The organism is Pseudomonas sp. PS01297 (assembly GCF_029959305.1).
Classification (GTDB): Bacteria; Pseudomonadota; Gammaproteobacteria; order Pseudomonadales; family Pseudomonadaceae; genus Aquipseudomonas; species Aquipseudomonas helleri.
On sequence record NZ_JASCPQ010000067.1, the window covers coordinates 1 to 23,695 of the forward strand.

A 23,695-nucleotide genomic window follows, 5' to 3' on the forward strand; every position below is an offset into this window, starting at 1 on the left:
CACCTGAGCCAAATCACCCTTTAGGAGCTCCCGCAGGCTGCGATCTTTTGATCTTTAAACGTCAAAAGATCGCAGCCTGCGGCGGCTCCTACAGTGCTTTTGAGAGCCCATCGTGTCTAATGCCCCTGTCATTTTTGACAGTATACAAGCCAAAATTCGCACTTTAGATTCATGCCCTCATAGCGTGTAAACACATGATGTTTTAAAACGTACGCAGGGCATAACCATGGACCTCCACTCGACCCAACTGTCTGCCGCCAAATCCCTCGCAAACACCACCCGTGCGCATATTAATCGCAATGGCACAGGCTTCGATTACTCTCCAAATTGGTATGGCTCGGCCTTAAACGACGAACTGATTATGTTTGTCAGCAGGCGCATCGATAAGGGGGAACCTCCTTTCCCTATCGACTATGACGAGATTAACTTTACCTTTCAAAAAGGTTTGAAAGTTGGGACATACCCACTCGGTGAAGGTCGCTCAGAGGCAGTTTTGCGTTATCGCTCTACCCTGCATGGCATCTGGCCTGAGGAACTTACAGCTTCTCTTGGCTCAATCACTATCACTCAGTTTGAAGTGATTAATGGTGACTACACCATTGTTGCCAATTTTGAATTCAGTGGTGGTTTTGAAGATCCGAACAACGATGGCGGAACAGTCAACATAGATGTCACCCAAGGCACCGTCACAATAAGCATTGCGCCATAACGTGAACAATGCTGTAGACCAAGGGTGTTATTAAACCGACACCCTTGATCTACAGGCAACTCACCCCGGGGGATCAGGGCTTTTTCAGCTTCGGATTCGGAAAGAACTGCACCGCCTGAACGTTCGGGGTCGGTGGTTTTTTCAGTGCCGAGGTGTTGACCCGCGTGCCCAATTCTTTGGGCACAGACAAACCTTGCTCATTCAGCGTGTCGGAGTAGCCGCAGGCCACGCATTCGCGGTGCGGCACGTCGTTTTCGTTCCACATCATCAGCTTGTCAGGCTCGCTGCACGCCGGGCAGACAGCCCCGGCGATAAAGCGTTTTTTTGTCACGTTTACCGGTGCATCACTCATGCTGCCGCGTCCTCGGTCAGACCGCTGTGGCGCAACAAGGCGTCAATCGACGGCTCACGGCCACGGAAGTCCTTGAACAGTTCCATTGGGGCCAGCGAGCCACCGCGCGCCAGAATGGCCTTGCGGAATGCCTTGCCGGTTTGCGGGTTGAACACGCCTTCTTCTTCAAAGCGCGAGAACGCATCTGCCGACAGCACTTCAGCCCATTTGTAGCTGTAGTAACCGGCTGCGTAACCGCCTGCAAAAATGTGCGCGAAGCTGTTCGGGAAGCGGTTGTACGCCGGTGGGCGCATGACCGAGACCTCATCACGGATGCCGTCCAGCACTTGGGCAACGCTGCGGCCATCGCCGTGGGTGGCGTGCAGTTCGAAGTCAAACAGCGAGAACTCCAGCTGACGCACCATCATCAGCCCGGACTGGAAGTTCTTGGCCGCGAGCATTTTATCCAGCAGGTCTTTTGGCAGCGCTTCGCCGGTTTCATAGTGGCCGGAGATCAGCGCCAGGCCTTCCGGCTCCCAGCACCAGTTTTCCATGAACTGGCTTGGCAGCTCGACCGCATCCCACGCCACGCCGTTGATGCCGGACACGCCTGCGTGTTCGATCTCGGTCAGCATATGGTGCAGACCATGACCGAATTCGTGGAACAGGGTGGTCACTTCGTCGTGGGTCAGCAGTGCAGGCTTGCCCGCAACGGCCGGGGTGAAGTTACACACCAGGTTGGCTACCGGGCTTTGCAGCTCGCCGGCTGCGGTGCGGCGACGGTCACGGGCGCCGTCCATCCAGGCACCACCGCGCTTGTTGGCGCGGGCGTAGAGGTCAAAGAAGAATCGCCCGATGTGCTGGCCGTTTTCTTTGATTTCGAACAGGCGGACATCAGGATGCCAAGTGTCGAAACCTTTGATTTCAGCGATGTCGATGCCGTACAGGCGATGCACGATGGCGAACAAGCCATCCAGCACTTTGTCGATCGGGAAGTAGGCGCGCAGGGCTTCTTGCGACACGCTGTAACGCTGCTCGCGCAGTTTTTCGCCGAAGAAACCGGTGTCCCAGCTTTTCAGCTCGGCGCAGCCTTGCTCGCTGGCATAGGCTTGCAGTTGCTCAAGGTCACGCGCCGCAAACGGCTTGGTGCGCTTGGCCAGGTCACGCAGGAAGGTCAGTACCTGATCCGGCGTTTCAGCCATTTTGGTGGCCAGGCTCAGCTCGGCAAAGCTGCCAAAACCCAGCAACTTGGCCAGTTCCTGACGCAGGTCGAGGATCTGCTCCATCACCGGGCCGTTATCAAACTGACCGGCATTCGGGCCTTGGTCCGACGCACGGGTGCAGTACGCGGCGTAAACTTCTTCGCGCAGGGCACGGTCTTCGGCGTAGGTCATGACCGGGTAGTAGCTTGGGAATTCGAGCGAGATCAACCAGCCATCCAGCCCTTTAGCCTGTGCAGCCGCGGCCATTTGCGCCTTGGCCGATTCGGTCAGGCCTGCCAGCGCAGCTTCGTCGGTGATGTGCTTGGTCCAGGCCTGGGTCGCGTCCAGCAACTGGTTGGAGAACTTGCTGCCCAGCTCGGACAGTTTGCTCTGCACTTCGGCGTAGCGCTTCTGCTCGGCTTCTGGCAGATCAATACCCGACAGGCGGAAATCGCGCAGCGAGTGTTCAAGAATGGTCTTTTGTGCCTGATCAAAGTCAGCCACTTGCGGGCTGTGAGCCAAGGCTTCGAAGGCCTGGAACAGCTCACGGTTCTGGCCCATCTCGGTGGAGTAGGCGCTCAATGCAGGCAAGCACGCCTCGTAAGCTTCACGCAGCTCAGTGCTGTTGCACACCGCGTTCAAGTGGCTGACCGGGCTCCAGGCGGCGCCCAGACGGTCGTTCAACTCATCCATCGCCAGCACCAGACCGGCCCACGTCGGGTTCTTGCCCTGATCGGCGAGGATCTTTTGAATGCCAGCACGGTTGTCCGCGAGGATCTGCTCGATGGCCGGCTGGACGTGCTCAGGACGGATCGCCGAAAACGGCGGCAGGTCGTAGGGCTGCAATAGAGGGTTTTTCTCGCTCACGTTTGGCACCTTGGCTAGAAGAAATTGAAGATCTGTTGAGGTTTCATTGCAAAAACTGAACCACTCACCTCGTTGTAATGAAACGTCAGCAGACCTTGGGCCATCTTAATTACAATCGACCGTTACCGCAGCCCTGTAACGCCCTATTACTGCTAAAGAAGGAAGCTATTTGTGTCCATCCGTCCGTTCCAGCAGCACACACCTACCGTGGGCGAGCGCGCCTTTGTCGACCGTTCGGCCGTGGTGATTGGCGACGTCGAGATCGGCGCCGACAGTTCGATCTGGCCATTGACCGTGATTCGCGGCGATATGCACCGCATCCGCATCGGCGCGCGCACCAGCGTGCAAGACGGCTGCGTGCTGCACATCACCCACGCCGGGCCGTTCAACCCTGAAGGTTTCCCGCTGCTGATCGGCGATGACGTGACCATCGCGCATAAGGTCATGCTGCATGGCTGCACCGTGGGCAGCCGTATTTTGATCGGCATGAGCAGCATCGTGATGGACGGGGCGGTGATTGAAGACGACGTGATCGTGGGCGCGGGCAGCCTGGTGCCTCCGGGCAAACGCCTGCAAAGCGGCTTTTTGTATGTCGGCAGCCCGGTCAAGCAAGTGCGTGAACTGACTGAAAAAGAGAAAGCCTTTTTTACCTACAGCGCTGGCAACTACGTAAAACTCAAAGACCAGCACTTGGCCGAAGGCTACGACCAGCCCGTTTAAGCCGCCTATTTTGGAGCCCTGCATGCAGTATCAAAACGTATTGTTCGACCTCGACGGCACCCTGACCGACCCACGCGAAGGTATCACCCGTTCGATCCAGTATGGATTGAGCAAAATGGGCATTGATGAGCCAGACCTGCGCAAACTCGAACACTTTATCGGCCCGCCGTTGCTGCAAGCCTTTATCGAGTTTTACGGCTTCAGCGAAGCCCAGGCATGGGAAGCCGTGGGCTTTTACCGTGAGCGTTTCTCGGTCAAAGGCCTGTACGAAAACCAGGTGTTTGAGGGCATTACGCCACTGCTGGAAGAACTGGAGGGCCAAGGCCGCCAGCTGTTCATCGCCACCTCGAAGCCGCAAATCTACGCCCGCGAAATCGCCCGGCACTTTGACTTCGCCAAGCACTTTAAAGTGATTTACGGCAGCGAGCTGGACGGCACGCGCACCAACAAGGTCGAGCTGATTGCTCACCTGATGGCCGAAGAAAAGCTGGACCCGGCGCAGACCCTGATGATCGGTGACCGCAAGCACGACCTCATCGGCGCCAGCCACAACGGCCTGGACGCGGCAGCCGTGGGCTACGGCTTTGGCAGCTTCGAAGAGCTGAGCGCACACGCGCCCACCTACCACTTTGAAACGCTGGCACAGTTGCACCAGGCGTTTAGATAAGCCCATCGAAGCGGGCTTGATCGCGATCTTTTAAACGATCAAAAGATCGCGAGGCAAGCTCGCTCCTACGCGAATCTCGCATCGATTTCGCGCTGCAAATCCTGGCGCCAACCCAACAGAAATCCTAACTCCACCACCACAAACAACGGCCCGACTATCAGCCCGGTCACGTCGTCGATAAACGCAGGTTTGCGCCCTTCGTAGTAATGCCCCAGAAACTGGATCACCCAGCCGACCACAAACAGCCCAACCCCCCAGCCCAGCCATGCGCCCGTGCTCAGCGCCGCCAAGGTGTACCCGAGCCAGACCGCCAGCCCCAGCAACACGGTCATCAATAACCCCAAGCGCAGTTCAAGGCGCAGGTAAAACACCGCACTGGCGATCATCACTAACACCGCAGGCGAAATGCCCGCCCATTGCGGTCGCGACAACAGCACCGCCACGGCAATCACAATCAACGGGATGCCCACAAAGTGGGTGACGATATTGCGCTTGTCACGGTGATAAGCGGCGTATTGGCTCAGATGATCAACCAGGCTTTTCATGGCGGTAGCTCGCAGGGTGGGCAACGCATTGAGTGTAATACGCCTGCGCGTTCTGGACGGCGATGGTTTTTTGGTTATTAACAAATAGCTTCTTATTCCTTAGCGAATCTAAAAACCGTCCCTATACTGACTCGGTAACACACATACCGCTGGAGGCGCACAGCCATGGGCAATGAATCGATTCGCTATTTGATAGTGCCGGGTTGGCAAGGTTCGTCTGACGATCATTGGCAAACCCACTGGCAAAACAGCTTGCCGAACAGTGCCCGGGTGGAACAGGCCGACTGGTTGACGCCACGCCGCGAAGACTGGATTGCCGCGCTGGCCGAGGCGATTGCCGCCGATAGCACGCCGGTGATTCTGATTGCCCACAGCCTGGGTTGCATCACCGTTGCGCATTGGGCCGAGCGTGCCCCCGTCAGCTTGCTGAGCCAGGTGCGCGGTGCCTTGCTGGTCGCACCGGCAGATGTCGAACGCCCCACCTGTGCCCCTGCGTTGCGTAACTTTGCCCCGATCCCGACGCAAACCCTGCCGTTCCCGAGCCAAGTCGTCGGCTCTGACAACGATGCCGCGGCCAGCGCGCCTCGCGCCATGGAGTTTGCCCGCCATTGGGGCGCCGAGGTCGGCATTCTCAGCGGCGCCGGACATATCAACGTCAAGTCTGGCCACCAACGCTGGGAGCAAGGCTTCGCCTTTTTGTATCGCCTGCAAACCCGTATTGAGCACGGTGCCCTGCGCCGCGCCTGAATTTTTTGTAACGCCCGCGCCCACCCATCGGCGGCGGGCGGGAGCCCGCCATGAGTCTGCATGAAACCTTTGGACAGCCCCTGCTGACCTTCCCCGACGCCGAAAAAAGCCCGCTGAGCATTCGCGCCAAAGCGCTGGTGTTTGTCGACCCGCGTTCGCGCCAATTGCGTGATGACCTGGAACTGCTGGCGCCGCGCGCGCTGCCGGTATTGATTCGCGGCGAAACCGGCACGGGTAAAGAGCTATTGGCGCGGCATATTCACCGTGCCAGCGACCGCACCGGTTTGTTTGTGTCAGTCAATTGCGGCGCGATCAGCCCGACCTACGCCGATGCCGAGTTGTTCGGTTACGCCCCTGGCAGCCACAGCAGTTCGGCCAGCAGCCGCGCCGGCTGGTTCGGCTCCGCCAATGGCGGCACGCTGTACCTGGATGAAATCGGTGATTTGCCGTTGGGCATTCAGGTCAAATTGTTGGCAGCGCTGGAAACCCACGAAGTCACCCGGGTCGGCGCCCATCAGCCCAGCCCGGTGGATGTGCGCCTGGTGGCGGCCACCAGCATCGACCTGGCCCAGGCGGTACAGGCCGGTAAATTTCACGAGCGGCTGTATCACTACCTCAGCGAAGGGCAGTTGCCGTTGCCTGCTTTGCGCGAGCGGCCGGGGGATATTTTGTCGTTGGCCGAATACTTTTTGGGCATCTACAGCCAGCGCCTCAACCTGCCGGTGCCATTTATCAGTGACAACGCGCAACGGGTACTGGAGCGCCACACATGGCCCGGCAATACCCGTGAGCTGGAAAACGTCATCCACTTTGCGCTGCTGGTGAGCACCGGCGAAGAGATCCGCCCCGAGCATTTGAACCTGACTGACAGCCTGGCGCAGATTGAGCACTTTATTAAAGGTGCAACGGCGCAGGAGCTGACGGTGCTGAAACAGCTGCTGGCATAACCCCCACTTGGCGATCTTTTAGACGATCAAAAGATCGCGAGGCAAGCTCGCTCCTACAGACAGGGATTTAAAGAACCAAATGATCTAAGCGAATGAACAAATATTATTGTTCTGGAATAAAGAAAGTCGGTATCTTTCGCTCCGACTCCAATAAAACCGTTACCAGAACGGTCACCCCTTAAGGACATTGCATGAAAAAGGTTCTGTTGTTTTCCGCATTGGCGGCTGCTCTGACGGCAGGCCTGGCACAGGCTAACGAAAAATTGGTGGTCGCTGCGACCCCGATTCCTCACGCTGAAATCCTTGAGTTGATCAAACCGACCCTCGCCAAAGAAGGCGTGGATCTGGACATTAAAGTCTTTACCGACTACGTGCAGCCCAACGTACAAGTCGCAGAGAAGCGTCTGGACGCCAACTACTTCCAGACCCTGCCGTACCTCGAAAGCTTTAACAAAGGCAAAGGCACCAACCTGGTGACCGTGGTCGGCGTACACGTTGAACCTTTTGGTGGTTACTCCAAAAAAGTTAAAGACATCAAAGACCTGAAAGACGGCGCAACCATCGCGATCCCTAACGAAGGCAGCAACAGCGGCCGTGCGTTGATCCTGCTGCAAAAGGCCGGTCTGATCGAACTGAAAGACCCGACCAACGCGGTGGCCACCCCGAAAGACATCGCTAAAAACCCGCACAACTTCAAGTTCAAAGAGCTTGAGTCAGCATTGCTGCCCCGCGTGCTGGACCAGGTTGATCTGGACATGATCAACACCAACTACGCGCTGGAAGCGGGCCTGAACCCGGCCACTGACGCGCTGATCATTGAAGGCTCTGATTCGCCTTACGTGAACTTCCTGGTGGCTCGCCCGGACAACAAAGACAGCGACGCAATCCAAAAGCTGTCCAAAGCCCTGACCAGCCCTGAAGTCAAAGCATTCATTGAGCAGAAATACAAAGGTGCGGTAGTGCCTGCGTTCTGATTCAACACCCGCTCACACAAAACGCCGACGGCTCCTACAGCGTCGGCGTTTTTTAGTATTTAGCAAAAGTACCTAGCAGAGTTAACAGGTAGGCAAGGTCTGGCATTGGAGCAAAGCTGGGGGGACTTCCAGCAAAGAGCCAACTCTCATGCCTCTTAAACGCTATGCCTACGATCCTCTGGATCGCTTAACAACAACGACAATGGGCGCCCAGCCCTCGACGCAGCATTTTTATCAGCGTGAGCGCTTGAGCACTGCACGCCGGGGTGAACACAGCCAGACAATCTTTCAGCACTACGATCAGTTACTGGCTGAAAAACACACAACCGCCACCCTGTTGCTGGGCACCGACCTGCAACGCAGCGTGTTGCATTCACTCAGCGGCGTACACCATTACCCGCGGGCTTACACCCCGTATGGCCATCAGGGTGGGCAACAGGGGCTGTTGGGGTTTAACGGAGAAGCCCACGATCCGTTGACCGGCCACTATCTGTTGGGTAACGGCCACCGCGCGTACAACCCCGTATTGATGCGCTTTAACAGCCCCGATACGTTAAGCCCGTTTGGTGCTGGCGGGTTGAACCCCTACTGCTATTGCCTGGGTGATCCGGTTAACCGGGTAGACCCCAATGGGCAGTTTTCCTTTGCCTTGATAGCCCCTGTCGTCCTGTCGGTCATTGGGCTGGGCGGGACAGCGGTCGGAGCAATTCCCTCTGTGGGCTTTTACGCATCCTTGAAAGCGTTAAAAGCTGGCCCCATCAAGGCCGTTGATCTTGCGAAGGTCGCTGGTGTGGGGTTTACAGCTTCCGCAGGTATTATCGGCACCGTTCGATTGAGCATGGCAGCGGGAAATAACAACACAGGCAGCACTGAAATGACCGCAGTGGGCATAACCTTGGCCATTTTAGGTTTAAGCAGCTCTGTCTTGGCCACTAAGCTGGGCTGGAGTGGCATTAGAGCGGCAGCCAGAGCTAAGAGAGTTGCCAAGTTAATGGGTAAAAACACCCCACCGCCGCGTCCCCCAAGAAACTCTATTTCCTCAACGTCGAGCTCAACCTCACAAAGCTTTGCTAATAAACAAACCATCGAAGAAACCCACCGAGTACCGCCAATGCCCACGGTTTGGGGGCACAACCCCAATATCCCCCTGCGTGGAGTTGAAACTTGGGGGCAACGGCTGCGATTGCTTTGATTTCCCTCTATCAATCCGCCCAATGCCAAGCCGGTTGATCCAGCATTCGCTGCCCCACGACCTCGGTCTGGCCGAGGTTTTTTTCCAGCACGATGCAGTTGCACTCCGGGTCTTGCTGCAAGGCGGCAATCAGCCGTCGCGCGTGGGACACCACCCACACCTGGGAATGGAGCGAGGTGCGAATGATCAACCGCGCCAGCGCGGGCAGCAGGTCAGGGTGCAGGCTGGTTTCGGGCTCGTTGAGCACCATCAGCGTCGGCGGGCGCGGCGTGAGCAGGGCGGCCACCAGCAGCAGGTAGCGCAAGGTGCCGTCCGACAACTCCGCCGCCGACAGCGGGCGCAACAACCCTTCTTGATAGAACTCGACAGCAAAGCGCCCACCGGGCATCGCATTGATCTCTAGCCGCGCGCCGGGGAAGGCGTCACTGATGGCGCTGTGCAGGACTTGCGGGTCGCCCATTTCGAGGATGGTTTGCAGGGCCGCAGCCAGGTCGCGGCCATCGTGGTGCAGCACCGGTGTGCGCGTGCCCAGTTGCGGCTGACGCACCGGCGCATCAGGGTCGGTGCGAAAGTGATCATAAAAGCGCCAACCGCGAATCGACTCTCGCAACCGCAGCACTTCGGGCGAGGCCTGCAGGCTGCCGACTTGATCGAACAAGCTGTCGAACATCGGCGTGTGTTGCGCCAGCACCTGCCAACTGCGTTCGGTACGGGCACGGATCATCGGGCCATTGCGCTCCACCAGCTCACTGGCCGGGCGGTAGCTGGGCCCCACCCAAATGCTTTCGTGTTTGATTTGCGGGTCGAGGGTAAACGCCGACAGCTCAGGCGGTGACACCCCCAGAGCAATGGCGTAACTGAAATCGTCGGCCGCAAAGCCCATGCGCAAGCGCTTGACCTTGTTGCGCGGGCCGCCCTCGATGGCCACCTCGCCAGACTTCATGCGCCGCGACACCACCTCGGGCCCCGCCCAGAACGTCGACTCCAGCCCGCCTTCACGGGCCAGCGCATTGACCACCCCGCCCTGAGCAGTCTCGGCCAGCAAACGCAGCGCACGGTACAGATTGGATTTACCGCTGCCATTGGGGCCGGTGATCAAATTGAGCCGCGCCAGCGGGACGATCAACTGGTTGATGGAGCGATAGTTGGCCACCGCCAGAGTGGTGAGCATTGGGTGACCTCAAAACAGGTGGGAAAGGCGTGCACAGAGTCCCACAAAGTCTGAACCCTGTTCTACGCTATGTGTCGTATTGTCTCGATCACTCAGCACCAAGCAAAGGAGTCTGCATGGCTGGTCCACGAATCAAGTGTGCTTGGGGCTTGAGCCTTTTGGCGCTCCTGACGGCTTGCGGTAAAGAAGGCCCCAAAGAGCCTTTATCACCACGGGTTTATATCCAAGAAGTTACCAGCCGCGACTATGCACCTCCCATTGCGCTCAGTGGCGACATTCAGGCCCGGGTCGAAACCCAGCTGTCCTTTCGGGTCGGCGGCAAAATCATCGAGCGCAAGGTCGATGTCGGTGATCATATTCAGGCCAACCAGGTGTTGGCGCGCCTAGACCCCAAAGACTTGAAAATCCAGGTCGAGACCGCCCAGGCCAGCGTGTATGCGCAACAGGCGCAAGTGGTACAAACCCGCGCCGCCTATGTGCGCCAGCAAAAGCTGCTGCCAAAAGGCTACACCAGCCAGAGCGAATACGATGCGGCCTATGCGGCCCAGCAGAGCGCACAAAGCGCCTTGGCGGCGGCGCAAGCGCAACTGGCCAACGCCCGCGAACAACTCAGCTACAGCAACCTGGTGGCGGAAGCGCCCGGCATCATCACCGCGCGCCAGGCCGAGGTCGGGCAAGTGGTGCAAGCCACCATGCCGATGTTCTCGCTGGCCCGTGATGGCGCCCGCGATGCCGTGTTCAACGTGTACGAATCGCTGTTTATCGAGCCGCCCAAAGACCCTACCGTGCAAGTCACGCTGTTGCAGGACCCGACGGTCAAGGCCAACGGTTTTATCCGTGAGATCACCCCCGCCGTGGCGGCGCAAAGCGGCACGCTGCAAATCAAGGTGCAACTGGACTCGCTGCCCAAGGGCATGGACCTGGGCTCGATTGTCAGCGTCAACCTGAGCCCGGCGCCGCAGCGCAGCATTGAAATGCCCTGGTCAGCCCTGACCAAAGATGTCAGCGACCCGGCGGTGTGGGTGGTCGATGGCGACAACAATGCGCGCCTGCAAAAAGTCACCGTGGGGCGCTACCTGACCGGCAGCGTGATCATCAGTGATGGCCTCAAGGACGGAGAAAAGGTCGTGGTCGCAGGCGGACAATTGTTACACCCCGGCATGAAGGTCGAGATAGCACCCACGCCAGCAGGGGGGATGGCGCTATGAAGCGTCTATGGATAGCGCCCTTTGCGGCCGTATTGTTGCTGGGCTGCTCTGAAAAAAAGCCGCCTGAGCCACCCGTCAGGCCCGTGCTCTACGTGGTGGCCAAGCCCGACCTGACCCAACACCTGGGGCGCTTTGCCGGCAACATCGAAGCCCGCTACGAAAGCACCTTGGGCTTTCGCGTGCCGGGCCGCATCGTGCGGCGCTATTACGACGTTGGCGCGTTGGTTAAAGAAGGCGATATTTTGGCCAGCCTCGACCCGACCGATCAGCAAAACAATGTGCGCGCCGCCCAAGGCGATCTGGACAAGTCCCGCGCGCAGTTGATCAACGCCCAGGCCAATGCCCGGCGCCAGCAAGAGCTGTTCAATCAGGGCGTGGGCGCGCAAGCCCAGCTGGACACGGCACAAGCCGACCTCAAAACCGCGCAGGCCGCCGTACAACAAGCGTCAGCAGCGCTCAACCAGGCCAAAGACCAACTCAGCTACTGCAACCTGCGCGCAGACCATGACGCGGTGATCACCGATTGGGCGGTTGAAGCTGGCCAGGTGGTGAGTGTCGGTGAAGCCGTGGCCACCCTGGCGCGACCAGAAATCAAGGAAGCGGTGATCGACCTCCCGGCGCCGCTGGCCGAAGCCCTGCCCAAAGACGTCGTGTTTTTTGTCGCTGGCCAGCTCGACCCGAACGTCAACACCAAGGCCCATGTTCGAGAAATCGCGCCACAGGCCGACAGCGCCACGCGCACCCGCCGTGTGCGGCTGACCCTCGACCAGACCCCGCCAGCCTTCCGCCTCGGCAGCTCCATCAGCGTGACGGTCAGCAGCCCGATTACCCAGCACTTCCAGGTGCCGCAGACCGCCCTGCAAGAAGCCGACGGCAAAACCCGCGTGTGGGTCGTCGACCCGCACACACTCACGGCCAACACGCGGGAGGTAACCGTGTGGCGCCGCGACGGCAATACCGTGTTGCTCTCGGGCGGTATCAGCAGCGGTGACACCGTGGTCAGTGCGGGCGCCTACAGCCTCAAACCCGGACAAAAAGTCAGACTCGACAAGGAAAGCTCGCAATGAATGGGAAATTCAACCTGTCCGAGTGGGCCCTCGAGCATCAGTCATTCGTGTGGTACCTGATGTTCGTCGCGGTGCTTGCCGGGTTCTTTTCGTACTTCAACCTGGGCCGCGCCGAAGACCCCAGCTTTACCATCAAAACCATGGTGATCCAGACCAAGTGGCCCGGCGCCACGGTGGACGACACCATGCTGCAAATCACCGACCGCATCGAGAAAAAGCTCGAAGAGCTGGACACCCTCGATTACGTCCAGAGCTACACCCGGCCGGGCGAGTCCACGGTGTTTGTGTTTTTGAAAGACACCACCAAGGCTGAGCTCATCCCGCATATCTGGTACGAGGTGCGCAAAAAAATCGGCGACATTCGCGGCGACTTCCCCCAGGGCATTCTTGGCCCGGGGTTCGACGATGAGTTCGGTGATGTATACGGCACGATTTACGCCTTTACCGGCGACGGCATCAGCATGCGCCAGTTGCGCGACTACGTCGAAGAGGTGCGCCTGGGGATTCGCGACATTCCCAATCGCGGCAAGATGATGACCATCGGCGAACAGGCCGAAACCTTCTACCTCGACTTCTCGACCCGCAAACTGGCCGCGTTGGGCCTTGATCAACAGCACATTCTGCAAAGCCTGCAAGAGCAAAACGCCGTGACCCCGGCGGGGGTCATTGAAGCCGGGCCAGAGCGCATGTCGGTGCGCGCCTCCGGCCAGTTCCACAGCGTGGCCGATCTTGAGGCGGTCAACCTGCGGGTCAACAACCGTTTCTACCGGCTCGCTGACGTGGCCGACATCACCCGTGGCTATGTCGACCCGGCCGCGCCGATGTTCCATTACAACGGCCAACCGGCCATCGGCCTGGCCGTGGCCATGAACACGGGCGGCAACATTCAGGAGTTCGGCGAGCAACTGCAGCAGCGCATTAACGAACTGACCGCGCAACTGCCGGTAGGCGTGGGCGTGCACATGGTCTCTGACCAGGCCGAAGTGGTGCAGGTGGCCGTACACGGCTTCACCAGCGCGCTGTTTGAGGCGGTGATCATCGTTCTGGCGGTGAGCTTTATCAGCCTGGGCCTGCGCGCGGGCATGGTGGTGGCGATCTCGATTCCGCTGGTGCTGGCGCTGGTCTTCGTGTTTATGGAGTTCACCGGCATCGCCATGCAGCGTGTGTCGCTGGGCGCGTTGATCATCGCCCTGGGCCTGCTGGTGGACGACGCGATGATCACGGTAGAGATGATGATCTCGCGCCTCGAACTGGGCGAAACCAAACAGCAGGCCGCAACGTTTGCCTACCACTCCACGGCCTTCCCGATGCTCACCGGGACCTTGGTCACGGTGGCGGGCTTTGTCCCGATCGGCCTCAACAACAGCGCGGCGGGGGAGTACACCTTCACCCTGTTCGCGGTGATTGGCGTGGCTCTGATAGTGTCGTGGATCGTGGCGGTGCTGTTTGCCCCGGTGCTGGGTGTGCACGTGCTGCCCGCCAAAGTTAAACCCAAGTCCGAAAAACCGGGGCGACTGGCCCAAGCGTTTAACACCGGCCTGCTGTGGTGCATGACCCATCGCTGGTGGACCATCGGCGGCACGGCGGCGATGTTCCTGGCCTCGGTGGTGGGCATGACCTTTGTGCAAAACCAGTTCTTCCCGGCCTCCGAACGCCCTGAAATTCTGGTGGATTTGAACCTGCCGCAAAACGCCTCGATCCAGGAAACCCTCAAAGTCACCCAACGCTTTGAAGCCTCGCTCAAGGACGACCCGGACATCGTGCGCTGGAGTACCTACGTGGGCGAGGGCGCGATCCGTTTTTATCTGCCTCTGGACCAGCAACTGCAAAACCCGTTCTTCGCCCAGTTGGTGATCGTCAGCACCGGGCTTGAGAGCCGCGACGTGTTGATGGAGCGCCTCAACAAACGCCTGCGTGAAGAGTTTGTCGGTGTCGGCAGTTACGTGCACACTCTGGAGCTGGGCCCGCCCGTGGGCCAGCCGCTGCAATACCGGGTGAGCGGGCCGAACATCGACCAGGTGCGCAAACACGCCATCGACCTGGCCACCGTGCTGGACGCCAACCCCAACGTGGGCGAAACCCTGTTCAACTGGAACGAGCCGGGCAAAGTGCTGCGAGTCGACATCGCGCAAGACAAGGCCCGCCAGTTTGGTTTGTCGTCCGAAGACGTCGCGCAAGTGATGAACAGCATCGTCACCGGCGCCACTGTCAGCCAGGTCAAAGACAGCATCTACCTGATCGACATCGTCGGCCGGGCCAATGGCAGCGAACGCAACACGCCAGAAACCCTGCTCAACCTGCAAATCACCACACCGAGCGGCACCTCGATCCCGTTGCTGGCGTTTGCCTCGGTGCGCTACGAGCTGGAGCAGCCGCTGGTCTGGAGCCGTGACCGCATACCGACCTTGACCCTCAAGGCTGCGGTGCGCGGCGACATTCAGGCGGTTGACCTGGTGGACGACCTCAAACCGACCATCGATGCCTTCATCGCCAAACTGCCGCAAGGCTACAAAGTCGAAACCGGCGGCACTGTGGAGCAAAGCGCCAAGGCCCAAGGCCCGATCGCCAAAGTCATCCCGTTGATGCTGTTTTTGATGGCGACCTTTTTGATGATCCAGCTGCAAAGCGTGCAAAAAATGTTCATCGTGGTCAGCGTCGCGCCACTGGGCCTGATTGGCGTGGTGTTGGCGCTGGTGCCCACCGGCACGCCGATGGGCTTTATCGCGATTCTGGGGATCCTGGCGCTGATCGGCATCATCATTCGTAACACGGTGATTCTGGTGACCCAGATCGACCAGTTCGAACGTGACGGCTTCGACCCGTGGCATGCGGTGGTCCAGGCCACGCATCACCGTCGTCGGCCCATCCTGCTGACCGCTGCGGCGGCCAGCCTGGGCATGATCCCGATTGCACGGGACGTGTTCTGGGGCCCGATGGCCTACGCCATGATCGGCGGCATCTTCTCGGCCACCTTGTTGACCTTGCTGTTCTTGCCGGCCCTGTACGTGGCCTGGTACCGCATCAAAGAAAACAAGAACCCGCCACCGGCCATGCACTGACGGCTAACGCCTAATCCTGGAGCTGCCGAAGGCTGCGATCATTTGATGTTCAAGATCAAAAGATCGCAGCCTGCGGCAGCTCCGGGTGTTTTACACCTCGCGCAACACCAACACCCCCAGCACATCGCAGCCTTCTTGCAACAACAACGACGTCGCCTCACATACCGCACTCAAATCATGCGGATCGCTGCTGTAGGCGTTCATGTGGGACAAACTGCGCAACAAATTCTTCGCCGCCTGAAAGCGCTGCTCAGCACAGGTGAGCAAGGCAGACACAGACGCCTGGGTATCAATCAAGAGAACGTTGGAATCGACAGGATTGTCGGTTTGCGGGAGGAAATGCGACATGGTGGAACTCCAATAAGTTGTGGAGCCACTTCAATCAGCTTGCACGCAGAAAGAGGGTGGCAGCTGTGCGCAGGTATGCAAGACCGGTTATTGGGACCCGGCAGACCCGAAGATCTCCCACGCACAACCGCCATAACGCTGAGTGCAGGCGCGGAGCCTACCAAAGCGATATGAAAAGTTGAAATCCAATAATCAGGCTTGCACGCCCGAACGCTGATGATTCAGCGACGGGGCGAACTATAGGCAGCCCGCAACGGGCACCACAATGGGCCAAAGCACGAGCAAGCCTCATCCCACACAAGTCAGGGAAAGGTCTGTAAATCATCTACGCCAAGCGCGCTTTAGCTAAGGACCGCTGGTCTGTACGCTCTGGAGGTGTCAATTTCATCGCCCTATGATTGCAACGATTTCATTGATTGCATGAGGTTATTTATGGCCAGCATCACCATTAGAAACCTGGATGATCAAATCAAGGAACGCCTGCGTATAGAAGCAGCCCTTAATGGCCATTCCATGGAAGAAGAGGCTAGGCTTATCTTGCGCAGAGCATTAAGAAAACCCGCCCAAAACCAAGGTTTAGCCAGCCGTATCCGCGCTCGCTTCGCTGAGACAGGTGGCATTGAATTAGAGTTACCCACTAGAGAAGAGCGTGTGCGCACCGTGGGCTTCGATGAATGATCATTCTCGATACCAACGTACTCTCTGAACTTATGCGCCCCCAACCCAGCCAAGCCGTGGTTGCGTGGGTAGACGCGCAGCCATCTGATAATTTGTTTATCAGCGCCATCACCATGGCCGAAATACTTCACGGCATCGAACGGCTTCCCACTGGCAAGCGTAAAGATCAGTTGCACGTCATTGCACAGGCTTTGTTCGATGAAGACTTTGCTGACAGAGTCTTACCCTTCGATGCTAATACGGCACCCCGTTTCGCAGTGTGGGTCGCAACCAGTCAAGCTTCAGGCGAGTCCGTCAGCCTGGCAGATGCGCAAATAGCCGCTACCTGCATTGCACATAAGGCAAGCCTCGCGACACGCAACGTTAAAGACTTCTCGCAAGGCACTTTGAATCTGATCAACCCATGGCTATTTGGCGAATCCTGATGCCCGCTCCCACAGGTGTTGCACAGGCCCTGTAGGAGCGAGCTTGCCTCGCGATCTTTTGATCTTGAACACCAAAAGATCGCAGCCCAGATTCAACGCACCAAATGCAGGAACTGCATGTGGCGTTCGTACTGGTCGAGGATGTCGTTGATGATCTGGTCTTTGGTGTAGCCCATCAGGTCGTAGTCCTGGCTGCCTTCGCTCAGGTGCACTTCAGCCCGGTAGTAACGGCGGTTACGCAGTTCTTTGGGGCCCATGCCGCCACGGGCAAACGACGGCGTGAAGTAGCCGCGCATTTGCACCTGGTAGACGAACGGATGCTGGTCACCATGGCCAATCTCAAGGCTGACGTTGTCATTGGCCGGGTCGGGCTGGGTGACAACGTTGAGGCCTTTTTCAAGGAACACCGCGCTGACTTCTTCAATTGCCGGGCGCACCGTGGTGTCCATGAAGCGGTACACCTCGTCCCGCGACGGGAAGTGCACGGCCTGGCTCAAGCGTTGACGCCAGCCACCACGGCCACGGCGCGACACGGCCACCGGGGCCAGCGAATGCATCTGCGCGATCTTCTTCTGCGACTCCAGGTAGAACGCCTTGTGCAGGCCCCACATCATCAGCAACAGGATCAGCGAGAACGGCAGCGAGGTCAGGACCACCGCCGACTTGAGCGCATCGATGCTGCCCGAGAACAACAGCGCACTGGTCACCAGCGCGGTCATCCCGCCCCAGAACACCCGCAGCCATTTGGGGCCGTCTTCGTCGGCGCTATTGCCACGCGCCGAGAGGGTCGACAGCACCACGGTGCCGGAGTCGGCCGAGGTCACGAAGAACACAAAACTGATGAACACCGTCACGGCGATCACGGTTTTGCTCCACGGGTAGGTTTCCAGCAGCAGGTACAAGGCCCGCGACGGGTCGTCGATAGCGGCTTGGCCCAACGCCGTCAGGCCGTGGTTGAGCACTTGGTCGATGGCGCTGTTGCCGAAAATCGACATCCACGCCAGGGTGAAGCCCAGCGGAATCAGCAGCACGCCAAAGACGAATTCGCGAATGGTCCGGCCACGGGAGATACGCGCAATAAACAAGCCCACAAACGGCGACCATGCGATCCACCAGGCCCAATAGAACACGGTCCAGCCGCCCAGCCAGTCGCTCGGCTTGTTGTAGGCATACACATCAAAACTCTTGGTCGGCAGCGCGCCCAAATAGTCACCGATGTTCTGGATCAAGGTGTTGAGCAGGTGCTGCGTCGGCCCTGCGAACAGCACGAACAGCAGCAGGGCACAGGCCAGCAGCATGTTGATGTCGGACATCACGCGCACGCCTTTGTCGACGCCCGCGATGGCCACCAGAATGGCCGCGCCCATCATCAGAGTGATCAACCCCACCTGAATCCATTGGGTGTGCGGCACGCCGAACAGGTAGTCGAGCCCGGAGTTGAGGTGCAACACCCCAAACCCCATGTCGGCACCCAGACCAAACACCGTGGCGATGATGCCAAAGCCGTCAACCGCGTAGCCGATGGGGCCATTGATGCGTTTGCCGATCAGCGGGTACAGCGCCGAACGCAGCGCCAGCGGCAAGTTATGTCGGTAGGCAAAGTAGGCCAGCGCCATGCCGACAAAGGCGAACACGCCCCAACCGTGCAGGCCCCAGTGCAAAAACAGCAACTGCATGCCTTGGCGCGCCGCCTCGGCGTTACCGGCCGGGCCTTGTGGCGGGTTGAGCATGTGGGTGAGGGGTTCTGACACACAAAAGAAAAATAGCGTGATGCTGATCCCGGCGGCGAAGAGCATGCCCGCCCAGGACAGGTAACTGAACTCAGGTTCGTCGTGGTCGGCACCGAGCTTGATCTTGCCGTAGCCGGACAAGGCGGTGACGACCACGAAGATCAGATACAGGGTCATCGCTAGCATGTAGTACCAGCCGACCGTATTGGCCGCCCAGTTTTGTGCTGCCAGTAGCCATTCTCCGGCGGCTTCGGGCAATGAGATCACCACTAGCCCGAAGATCAAAATAAACCCGGCGGCAAAGTAAAAAACCGGCGGATTCATGCGGATGAGAGACGTCTGCGACGTCGAAGGTGCACTCATGGCAAATACACCTCGCAGCAGTGATACAGGCGTAAAAAGAGCGAGTTCGGCAAAGGTTAGCCTCCTGTTGTGAGCGGGCAGCGGACCACCGGTTTAACTTGAACGAGCATTCAAGTTAAACATGGATGGCGCGTGAGGACTAATCGCTACCCTTGGCTACACGTGTCTTACGTTAGCTCATGGCAAGGTATGACACATGCCCGCGTACGAACGTTCAGCCGTTATGGCACGGGGCTATCCGGGATTTGCCGACGGTAGGTCTCGGACGGAATTTGAGGGGGTGAAAAAAAATTCCAAAAAATCGAAGCGCTTCGCTTTCTGGTCAAAAAATAGACAAATTCAACGGCCTGATTTCACCCATCCAGATCGCATGATCGGTGTGATCCAGCAGGTCATTGCCCGTGTCGGGGTGCAAAAAGATCACCAGCCCGTGTCGGCTAATGGCTAGCCAGGGCAATACAATGCCGAGCAGCTCGGGGCCGAAGGCCAGTTGGCAGCTCCAGTCGGGATGCGGGCCGACCGGGCGTTCGTGGACGCGGCCCATGCTGATGCCAAATCGGTGCGCCGCTTCTTCGCACAGGGCGCGCGCCTGGTCGATGGTGCTGGCGTCGTAATAGACGTGGGCGTGATAGCCCTTGATTCGTTGCATAAACGCCTCTTGATTGTGTGCTGCACGCATTATTAATGTGGGAGCGGGCTTGCTCGCGATGCAGACGGTGCGGTGTATGCGAACATCCGCGGCGAGGCCATCGCGAGCAAGCCCGCTCCCACAGAGGTAACCTTGCACGCGCACTCTAAACCCACACTCAGCGAGAGCGTTATGCCCCGGCTCAACCGCACTGCCATCCTGCCGTTTCTGAATTGGCTGCCCAAACAAACCCGCGCAAGCGTAGGCCGAGATGCGCTGGTGGGCTTGAGTGGTGCAATTCTGGCACTGCCGCAGTCCATCGCCTACGCCTTGATTGCAGGTTTACCGCCTGAATACGGGCTATATGCTGCCATTGTGCCAGTAATTATTGCGTGCTTGTGGGGCTCGTCGTGGCATTTGATCTGCGGGCCGACGGCTGCCATTTCGATTGTGCTGTTTGCCAGTGTCAGCCCGCTGGCGGTGCCCGGCACGCAGGACTACATCGGCCTGATCCTGCTGCTGACGTTTTTGGCGGGGATTTTTCAGTGGCTGCTGGGGATGCTGAAGTTCGGCGCACTGGCCAATTTTGTCTCTCATTCGGTGGTGGTTGGCTTCACCCTCGGCGCGGCGGTGGTGATTGCCCTAGGCCAGTTGCCCAATGTGCTGGGCGTTGACGTGCCGGGCAAAGCCACGGCGCTGGACAGCCTGCTGACGCTGTTGCGCCATGTGCGCGACTTCGACCCCGCTTCGTTGGGGCTCGGGGTAGGGACGGTGCTGTTGGGTGTCGCACTCAAGCTGTGGCTGCCACGTTGGCCGACGCTGCTGTTAACCCTGGTGCTCGCCAGCCTGGCCGTGTGGCTGCTGCCGTCGGTGTTTGGCCATGTGCAGTTGGTGCAGGCGTTTGTGGGGCGTTTGCCGCCGTTTAGCCCGCTGCCGCTGGATATCGAAACGCTGTTGCGCCTGCTGCCCAGTGCCGTGGCGGTGGGCATGCTTGGGCTGGTAACCAGTTTGTCGATTGCCCGCTCGATAGCAGCACGTTCGCAGCAGATGCTCGACGCCAATCAGGAGATCCGCGCACAAGGGTTGTCCAACGTGTTCGGCGCCTTGTTCTCGGGGTATTTGTCCTCGGGCTCATTCACCCGCTCGGGGCTCAACTACGAAGCGGGTGCCCGCTCGCCATTGGCCGGGGTGTTTTCCGCGTTGTGGGTGGCGCTGTTTGCGATCACCGGCTCCGCGCTGATTGCGCACATTCCGATCCCGGCCATGGCAGGCAGCATTTTGCTGATCAGTTGGGGGTTGGTGGACACCCGCGGCATTCGGGCGCTGTGGCGCGTGAGCCGGGCCGAGTTCGCGGTGATGGCACTGACCTGCGTCGCCACCTTGCTGCTGGAGCTGCAAACAGCGATTTATGCCGGGGTGCTGGCGTCGCTGTTTTTTTACCTCAAGCGCACTTCGCGCCCGCGTATCCAGCAATGGACAGAGGGTGATGAAGAGGTGTTGCGGGTCGGCGGGTCGATTTTTTTCGGCGCCAGCCATTACCTGCAAGTGCGCTTGCAACGCACCCAGGGGCAGCGGGTGGTGATCGAGGCGCAGCACATCAACTTTATCGACTATTCGGGGGTTGAGATGCTGCACCAGGAAGCCCGCCGCTTGCTGGGGCTAGGCCGCAGCCTGACCTTGCGCCGGGCACGGGCGCCGGTGGTGGAAGAATTGAAGAAGCTGGAAGGCGCGGACAACTGCCCGATTTTGTTTGAGGACTGACCTGTAGGAGTGGCCGCCCCGTCTTCGACGCCGCGCTGTCGCGCAGCAAACAGGACAGCGAGTATCTTCGGCATCCCCCAATCGGTTCCCTCTCCTTCGGGAGAGGCGTGGTGAGAGGCCTTGATTTTTTGTGCATATCCGTTGCTGCGGCAACGGCCACTTAGGGTTCCGGCCTTACGCCGTGCCACTTTGAAAAGCGCAAAGTGGCCAAACGCTTTTTGCCCCAACCCCTCGGTGCCTCGCTGTGGCTCGGCATGCCCTCACCACAGGCCTTGCTCCGAGGGCCGCCGCGATCGGCCATCCCTGGCCGTGTCGCGGCTAACCCGGCGTCCTGCCGGGTTACCCACTGCGCAACACCTGCGTTCGGCCAGCGTGGTTTAACGGGGCCTCTTAGATCAAGATCAAAAGCCAGATCAAGATCAACAGATCGCGAGGCAAGCTCGCTCCTACAAGGGGTTTATTGCGCCAACAGGCGGCGCAGTTCGGCCAGCGCCGGGGCGGTGTCCGGGCGCACGCCGCGCCACAGGTAGAAGGCTTCTGCGGCCTGTTCGGCCAGCATGCCCAAGCCGTCCATGACGTGGCCCGCGCCATGTTCGCTGGCCCAGAGGCAAAACGGCGTCGGCGCTTTGCCGTACATCATGTCGTAGCACAGGGTTTGACCCGGCTCGATCAGGCTGCTGGCAATCGGCGGCACTTCACCGGCCAGGCTGGCCGACGTCGCATTGATGATCAGGTCGACCGGCTCTTTTAACCAGTCAAAACCACTGGCCGCCACCGGCCCCAGGTCGCTGAACAGCTCAACCAGCACTTCTGCCTTTTCGACCGTGCGATTGGCGATGGTCACCGAGGCCGGGCCTTCGGCCAGAATCGGTTCCAGCGCACCGCGTACTGCGCCACCCGCACCAAGAATGAGGATGCGTTTGCCCTTGAGGCTGAAGCCCGCGTTAACCGTCAGGTCGCGCACCAGCCCCGCGCCATCGGTGTTGTCGCCCAGCAGCGTGCCGTCAGCCAGTTTGCTCAGGGTGTTCACCGCGCCCGCCCGTTGCGCACGGGCGGTCAGGCTATTGGCCAGGCGGTAGGCGTCTTCCTTGAACGGCACGGTGACGTTGGCCCCGCGACCTTGCTGGAAAAACGCCAACGCGCTGCCGCCAAAATCATTCAGCGGCGCGAGCAACGTGTCGTACTGCATCGATTGCCCGGTTTGCTCGGCAAACAGGCGGTGCAGCACCGGCGATTTGCTGTGGGCGATCGGATTACCAAAAACGACGTAACGGTCCATCAGGCAAGTTCCTCGGGCAATGTCAGGCGTTGGCTAACCAGTCGCGGTCTTGCAGAAAGTACTCAGTCAGCCGCGCCTCTTCGGTACCGGGCGCCACTTTCCAGTCATAGCCCCAACGTACGTGGGGCGGCAGCGACATCAGGATCGATTCGGTACGCCCGCCCGATTGCAGGCCGAACAGGGTGCCACGGTCGTGCACCAGGTTGAATTCAACGTAGCGGCCCCGGCGATATTCCTGGAACTCACGCTGCTGGGCCGTGTAGGCGTCGGCCTTGCGGCGCTGCACGATCGGCAGGTAGGCGTCGATAAAGGCGTCGCCGATGGCGCGAACGAAGGCGAAGCAGGTGTCGAAGTCCCATTCGTTCAGGTCATCGAAAAACAGGCCGCCAATGCCACGCGGCTCGTTGCGGTGCTTGATGTGGAAGTAGCGGTCGCACCAGGCTTTGTAGCGCGGGTACACGTCGGCACCGAACGGTGCGCAGGCTTGCTCGGCCACGCGGTGCCAGTGCACGCAGTCTTCTTCAACGCCGTAGTAGGGCGTGAGGTCGAAGCCGCCCCCAAACCACCAGACCGGCTCTTCGCCTTCTTTTTCGGCAATGAAAAACCGCACGTTGGCGTGGGACGTCGGCACATGCGGGTTGTGCGGGTGGATCACCAGCGACACGCCCAGGGCTTCAAAGCCACGGCCCGCCAGTTCAGGGCGATGGGCGCTGGCGGACGGCGGCAAGCCGCTGCCAAACACGTGGGAAAAGTTCACACCGCCTTTTTCGATGACCTGGCCGTTTTCGATCACGCGGGTACGCCCGCCACCGCCTGCCGGGCGCTCCCAGGCGTCTTCAATGAAGCGCGCGCCGCCATCTTCGGTTTCCAGCGCAGCGCAGATACGGTCTTGCAGGTCGAGCAAGTAGGCTTTAACGGCCTCGGTGCGAGTAGTCATGACATCACCTTAAATCGGGCAAAGCGACAGAGCGGGGCCGCCAGCGAAGGGCGGCTAGCATAACACCGCACCCGGCATCGTCGCAGTTGACGAAGATCACGCTAAAGCGTTGGATAGGGGCCTCGTCAATTCAGCAAGGA

Annotated in this window: 22 protein-coding genes; 13 read left to right on the forward strand and 9 right to left on the reverse strand. The window is 59.4% G+C overall.

Features of this window, described 5'->3' with window-relative positions; all coding sequences use genetic code 11:
- Positions 1–226: 226 nt before the first annotated feature.
- Complete coding sequence (locus tag QMX84_RS18430) at positions 227–709, forward strand: hypothetical protein (protein WP_262126044.1); 483 nt, start codon at positions 227–229, stop codon at positions 707–709.
- Between the two features lie 73 nt (positions 710–782).
- On the opposite strand, the gene QMX84_RS18435 is transcribed toward QMX84_RS18430, so the two are convergent.
- A complete protein-coding gene (locus QMX84_RS18435) occupies positions 783–1,061 on the reverse strand; it encodes a YheV family putative zinc ribbon protein (RefSeq protein ID WP_048372583.1) in 279 nt (92 codons plus the stop codon).
- On the reverse strand, positions 1,058–3,109 hold the full coding sequence (gene prlC / locus QMX84_RS18440) for an oligopeptidase A (RefSeq protein WP_282364479.1): 2,052 nt from the start codon (positions 3,107–3,109) through the stop codon (positions 1,058–1,060). The genes QMX84_RS18435 and prlC overlap by 4 nt, the downstream gene beginning before the upstream one ends.
- A 171-nt stretch (positions 3,110–3,280) precedes the next feature.
- Between prlC and QMX84_RS18445 the strand changes: the two genes are divergently transcribed.
- Both QMX84_RS18445 and QMX84_RS18450 read left to right on the forward strand, forming a co-directional pair.
- On the forward strand, positions 3,281–3,829 hold the full coding sequence (locus QMX84_RS18445) for a gamma carbonic anhydrase family protein (protein ID WP_048372587.1): 549 nt from the start codon (positions 3,281–3,283) through the stop codon (positions 3,827–3,829).
- Between the two features lie 22 nt (positions 3,830–3,851).
- A complete protein-coding gene (locus tag QMX84_RS18450; protein WP_262126042.1) occupies positions 3,852–4,496 on the forward strand; it encodes an HAD family hydrolase in 645 nt (214 codons plus the stop codon).
- 65 nt (positions 4,497–4,561) lie between these two features.
- On the opposite strand, the gene QMX84_RS18455 is transcribed toward QMX84_RS18450, so the two are convergent.
- Entirely contained in the window at positions 4,562–5,041 is a 480-nt protein-coding gene (locus QMX84_RS18455; RefSeq protein ID WP_282364480.1) for an Mpo1-like protein, read from the reverse strand.
- A 165-nt stretch (positions 5,042–5,206) separates the two neighbouring features.
- Between QMX84_RS18455 and QMX84_RS18460 the strand changes: the two genes are divergently transcribed.
- The 4 genes from QMX84_RS18460 to QMX84_RS18475 all read left to right on the forward strand — a co-directional run bounded on the left by QMX84_RS18460 (position 5,207) and on the right by QMX84_RS18475 (position 8,901).
- Positions 5,207–5,788 (forward strand): alpha/beta hydrolase, encoded by a 582-nt coding sequence (locus QMX84_RS18460; protein WP_262126040.1) that lies wholly within the window; start codon positions 5,207–5,209, stop codon positions 5,786–5,788.
- Between the two features lie 50 nt (positions 5,789–5,838).
- Positions 5,839–6,735: a sigma 54-interacting transcriptional regulator gene (locus QMX84_RS18465; RefSeq protein ID WP_282364481.1), complete on the forward strand. Its 897-nt coding sequence runs from the start codon at positions 5,839–5,841 to the stop codon at positions 6,733–6,735.
- Positions 6,736–6,926: 191 nt separating this feature from the next.
- Positions 6,927–7,709 carry a MetQ/NlpA family ABC transporter substrate-binding protein gene (locus QMX84_RS18470; RefSeq protein WP_262126038.1) on the forward strand — a complete coding sequence of 261 codons (783 nt, stop codon included), beginning with the start codon at positions 6,927–6,929 and terminating at the stop codon, positions 7,707–7,709.
- A gap of 148 nt (positions 7,710–7,857) precedes the next feature.
- Complete coding sequence (locus QMX84_RS18475; protein ID WP_262126037.1) at positions 7,858–8,901, forward strand: RHS repeat-associated core domain-containing protein; 1,044 nt, start codon at positions 7,858–7,860, stop codon at positions 8,899–8,901.
- A gap of 10 nt (positions 8,902–8,911) precedes the next feature.
- Here QMX84_RS18475 and QMX84_RS18480 read toward each other — a convergent pair whose 3' ends face one another.
- Entirely contained in the window at positions 8,912–10,072 is a 1,161-nt protein-coding gene (locus tag QMX84_RS18480; RefSeq protein ID WP_262126036.1) for an AAA family ATPase, read from the reverse strand.
- Between the two features lie 116 nt (positions 10,073–10,188).
- Here QMX84_RS18480 and QMX84_RS18485 point away from each other — a divergent pair, with 116 nt between their 5' ends.
- The 3 genes from QMX84_RS18485 to QMX84_RS18495 are packed head-to-tail and all read left to right on the forward strand — an operon-like array spanning position 10,189 to position 15,406.
- Positions 10,189–11,280, forward strand: coding sequence for an efflux RND transporter periplasmic adaptor subunit (locus tag QMX84_RS18485; RefSeq protein ID WP_262126035.1), 1,092 nt, complete (start codon positions 10,189–10,191; stop codon positions 11,278–11,280).
- Complete coding sequence (locus tag QMX84_RS18490) at positions 11,277–12,347, forward strand: efflux RND transporter periplasmic adaptor subunit (protein WP_282364482.1); 1,071 nt, start codon at positions 11,277–11,279, stop codon at positions 12,345–12,347. Before QMX84_RS18485 ends, QMX84_RS18490 begins: the two co-directional genes overlap by 4 nt.
- Positions 12,344–15,406: an efflux RND transporter permease subunit gene (locus QMX84_RS18495; RefSeq protein WP_282364483.1), complete on the forward strand. Its 3,063-nt coding sequence runs from the start codon at positions 12,344–12,346 to the stop codon at positions 15,404–15,406. The genes QMX84_RS18490 and QMX84_RS18495 overlap by 4 nt, the downstream gene beginning before the upstream one ends.
- A gap of 90 nt (positions 15,407–15,496) precedes the next feature.
- Here QMX84_RS18495 and QMX84_RS18500 read toward each other — a convergent pair whose 3' ends face one another.
- The gene (locus QMX84_RS18500; protein ID WP_048372611.1) at positions 15,497–15,754 is read right to left on the reverse strand and encodes a hypothetical protein; all 258 of its coding nucleotides are present in this window, start codon (positions 15,752–15,754) and stop codon (positions 15,497–15,499) included.
- Between the two features lie 432 nt (positions 15,755–16,186).
- On the opposite strand from QMX84_RS18500, the gene QMX84_RS18505 reads away from it, so the two are divergent.
- Together QMX84_RS18505 and QMX84_RS18510 are read left to right on the forward strand one after the other, a co-directional pair.
- A complete protein-coding gene (locus QMX84_RS18505) occupies positions 16,187–16,432 on the forward strand; it encodes a plasmid stabilization protein (protein ID WP_153335036.1) in 246 nt (81 codons plus the stop codon).
- A complete protein-coding gene (locus QMX84_RS18510; protein ID WP_282364484.1) occupies positions 16,429–16,857 on the forward strand; it encodes a type II toxin-antitoxin system VapC family toxin in 429 nt (142 codons plus the stop codon). The genes QMX84_RS18505 and QMX84_RS18510 overlap by 4 nt, the downstream gene beginning before the upstream one ends.
- Positions 16,858–16,949: 92 nt before the next feature.
- On the opposite strand, the gene betT is transcribed toward QMX84_RS18510, so the two are convergent.
- Both betT and QMX84_RS18520 read right to left on the reverse strand, forming a co-directional pair.
- Positions 16,950–18,911 (reverse strand): choline transporter BetT, encoded by a 1,962-nt coding sequence (betT, locus tag QMX84_RS18515; protein WP_227024803.1) that lies wholly within the window; start codon positions 18,909–18,911, stop codon positions 16,950–16,952.
- Between the two features lie 361 nt (positions 18,912–19,272).
- The gene (locus QMX84_RS18520; protein ID WP_123750627.1) at positions 19,273–19,599 is read right to left on the reverse strand and encodes a DOPA 4,5-dioxygenase family protein; all 327 of its coding nucleotides are present in this window, start codon (positions 19,597–19,599) and stop codon (positions 19,273–19,275) included.
- A 171-nt stretch (positions 19,600–19,770) separates the two neighbouring features.
- Between QMX84_RS18520 and QMX84_RS18525 the strand changes: the two genes are divergently transcribed.
- Positions 19,771–21,339, forward strand: coding sequence for a SulP family inorganic anion transporter (locus QMX84_RS18525; protein WP_262126031.1), 1,569 nt, complete (start codon positions 19,771–19,773; stop codon positions 21,337–21,339).
- A gap of 457 nt (positions 21,340–21,796) precedes the next feature.
- Here the strand turns inward: QMX84_RS18525 and aroE are convergent, their stop codons facing one another.
- Positions 21,797–22,618, reverse strand: a complete 822-nt coding sequence (aroE, locus tag QMX84_RS18530; RefSeq protein WP_282364485.1) for a shikimate dehydrogenase — start codon at positions 22,616–22,618, stop codon at positions 21,797–21,799.
- Positions 22,619–22,640: 22 nt separating this feature from the next.
- Positions 22,641–23,555 (reverse strand): oxygen-dependent coproporphyrinogen oxidase, encoded by a 915-nt coding sequence (gene hemF, locus QMX84_RS18535; protein WP_153327931.1) that lies wholly within the window; start codon positions 23,553–23,555, stop codon positions 22,641–22,643.
- Between the last annotated feature and the right edge of the window lie 140 nt (positions 23,556–23,695).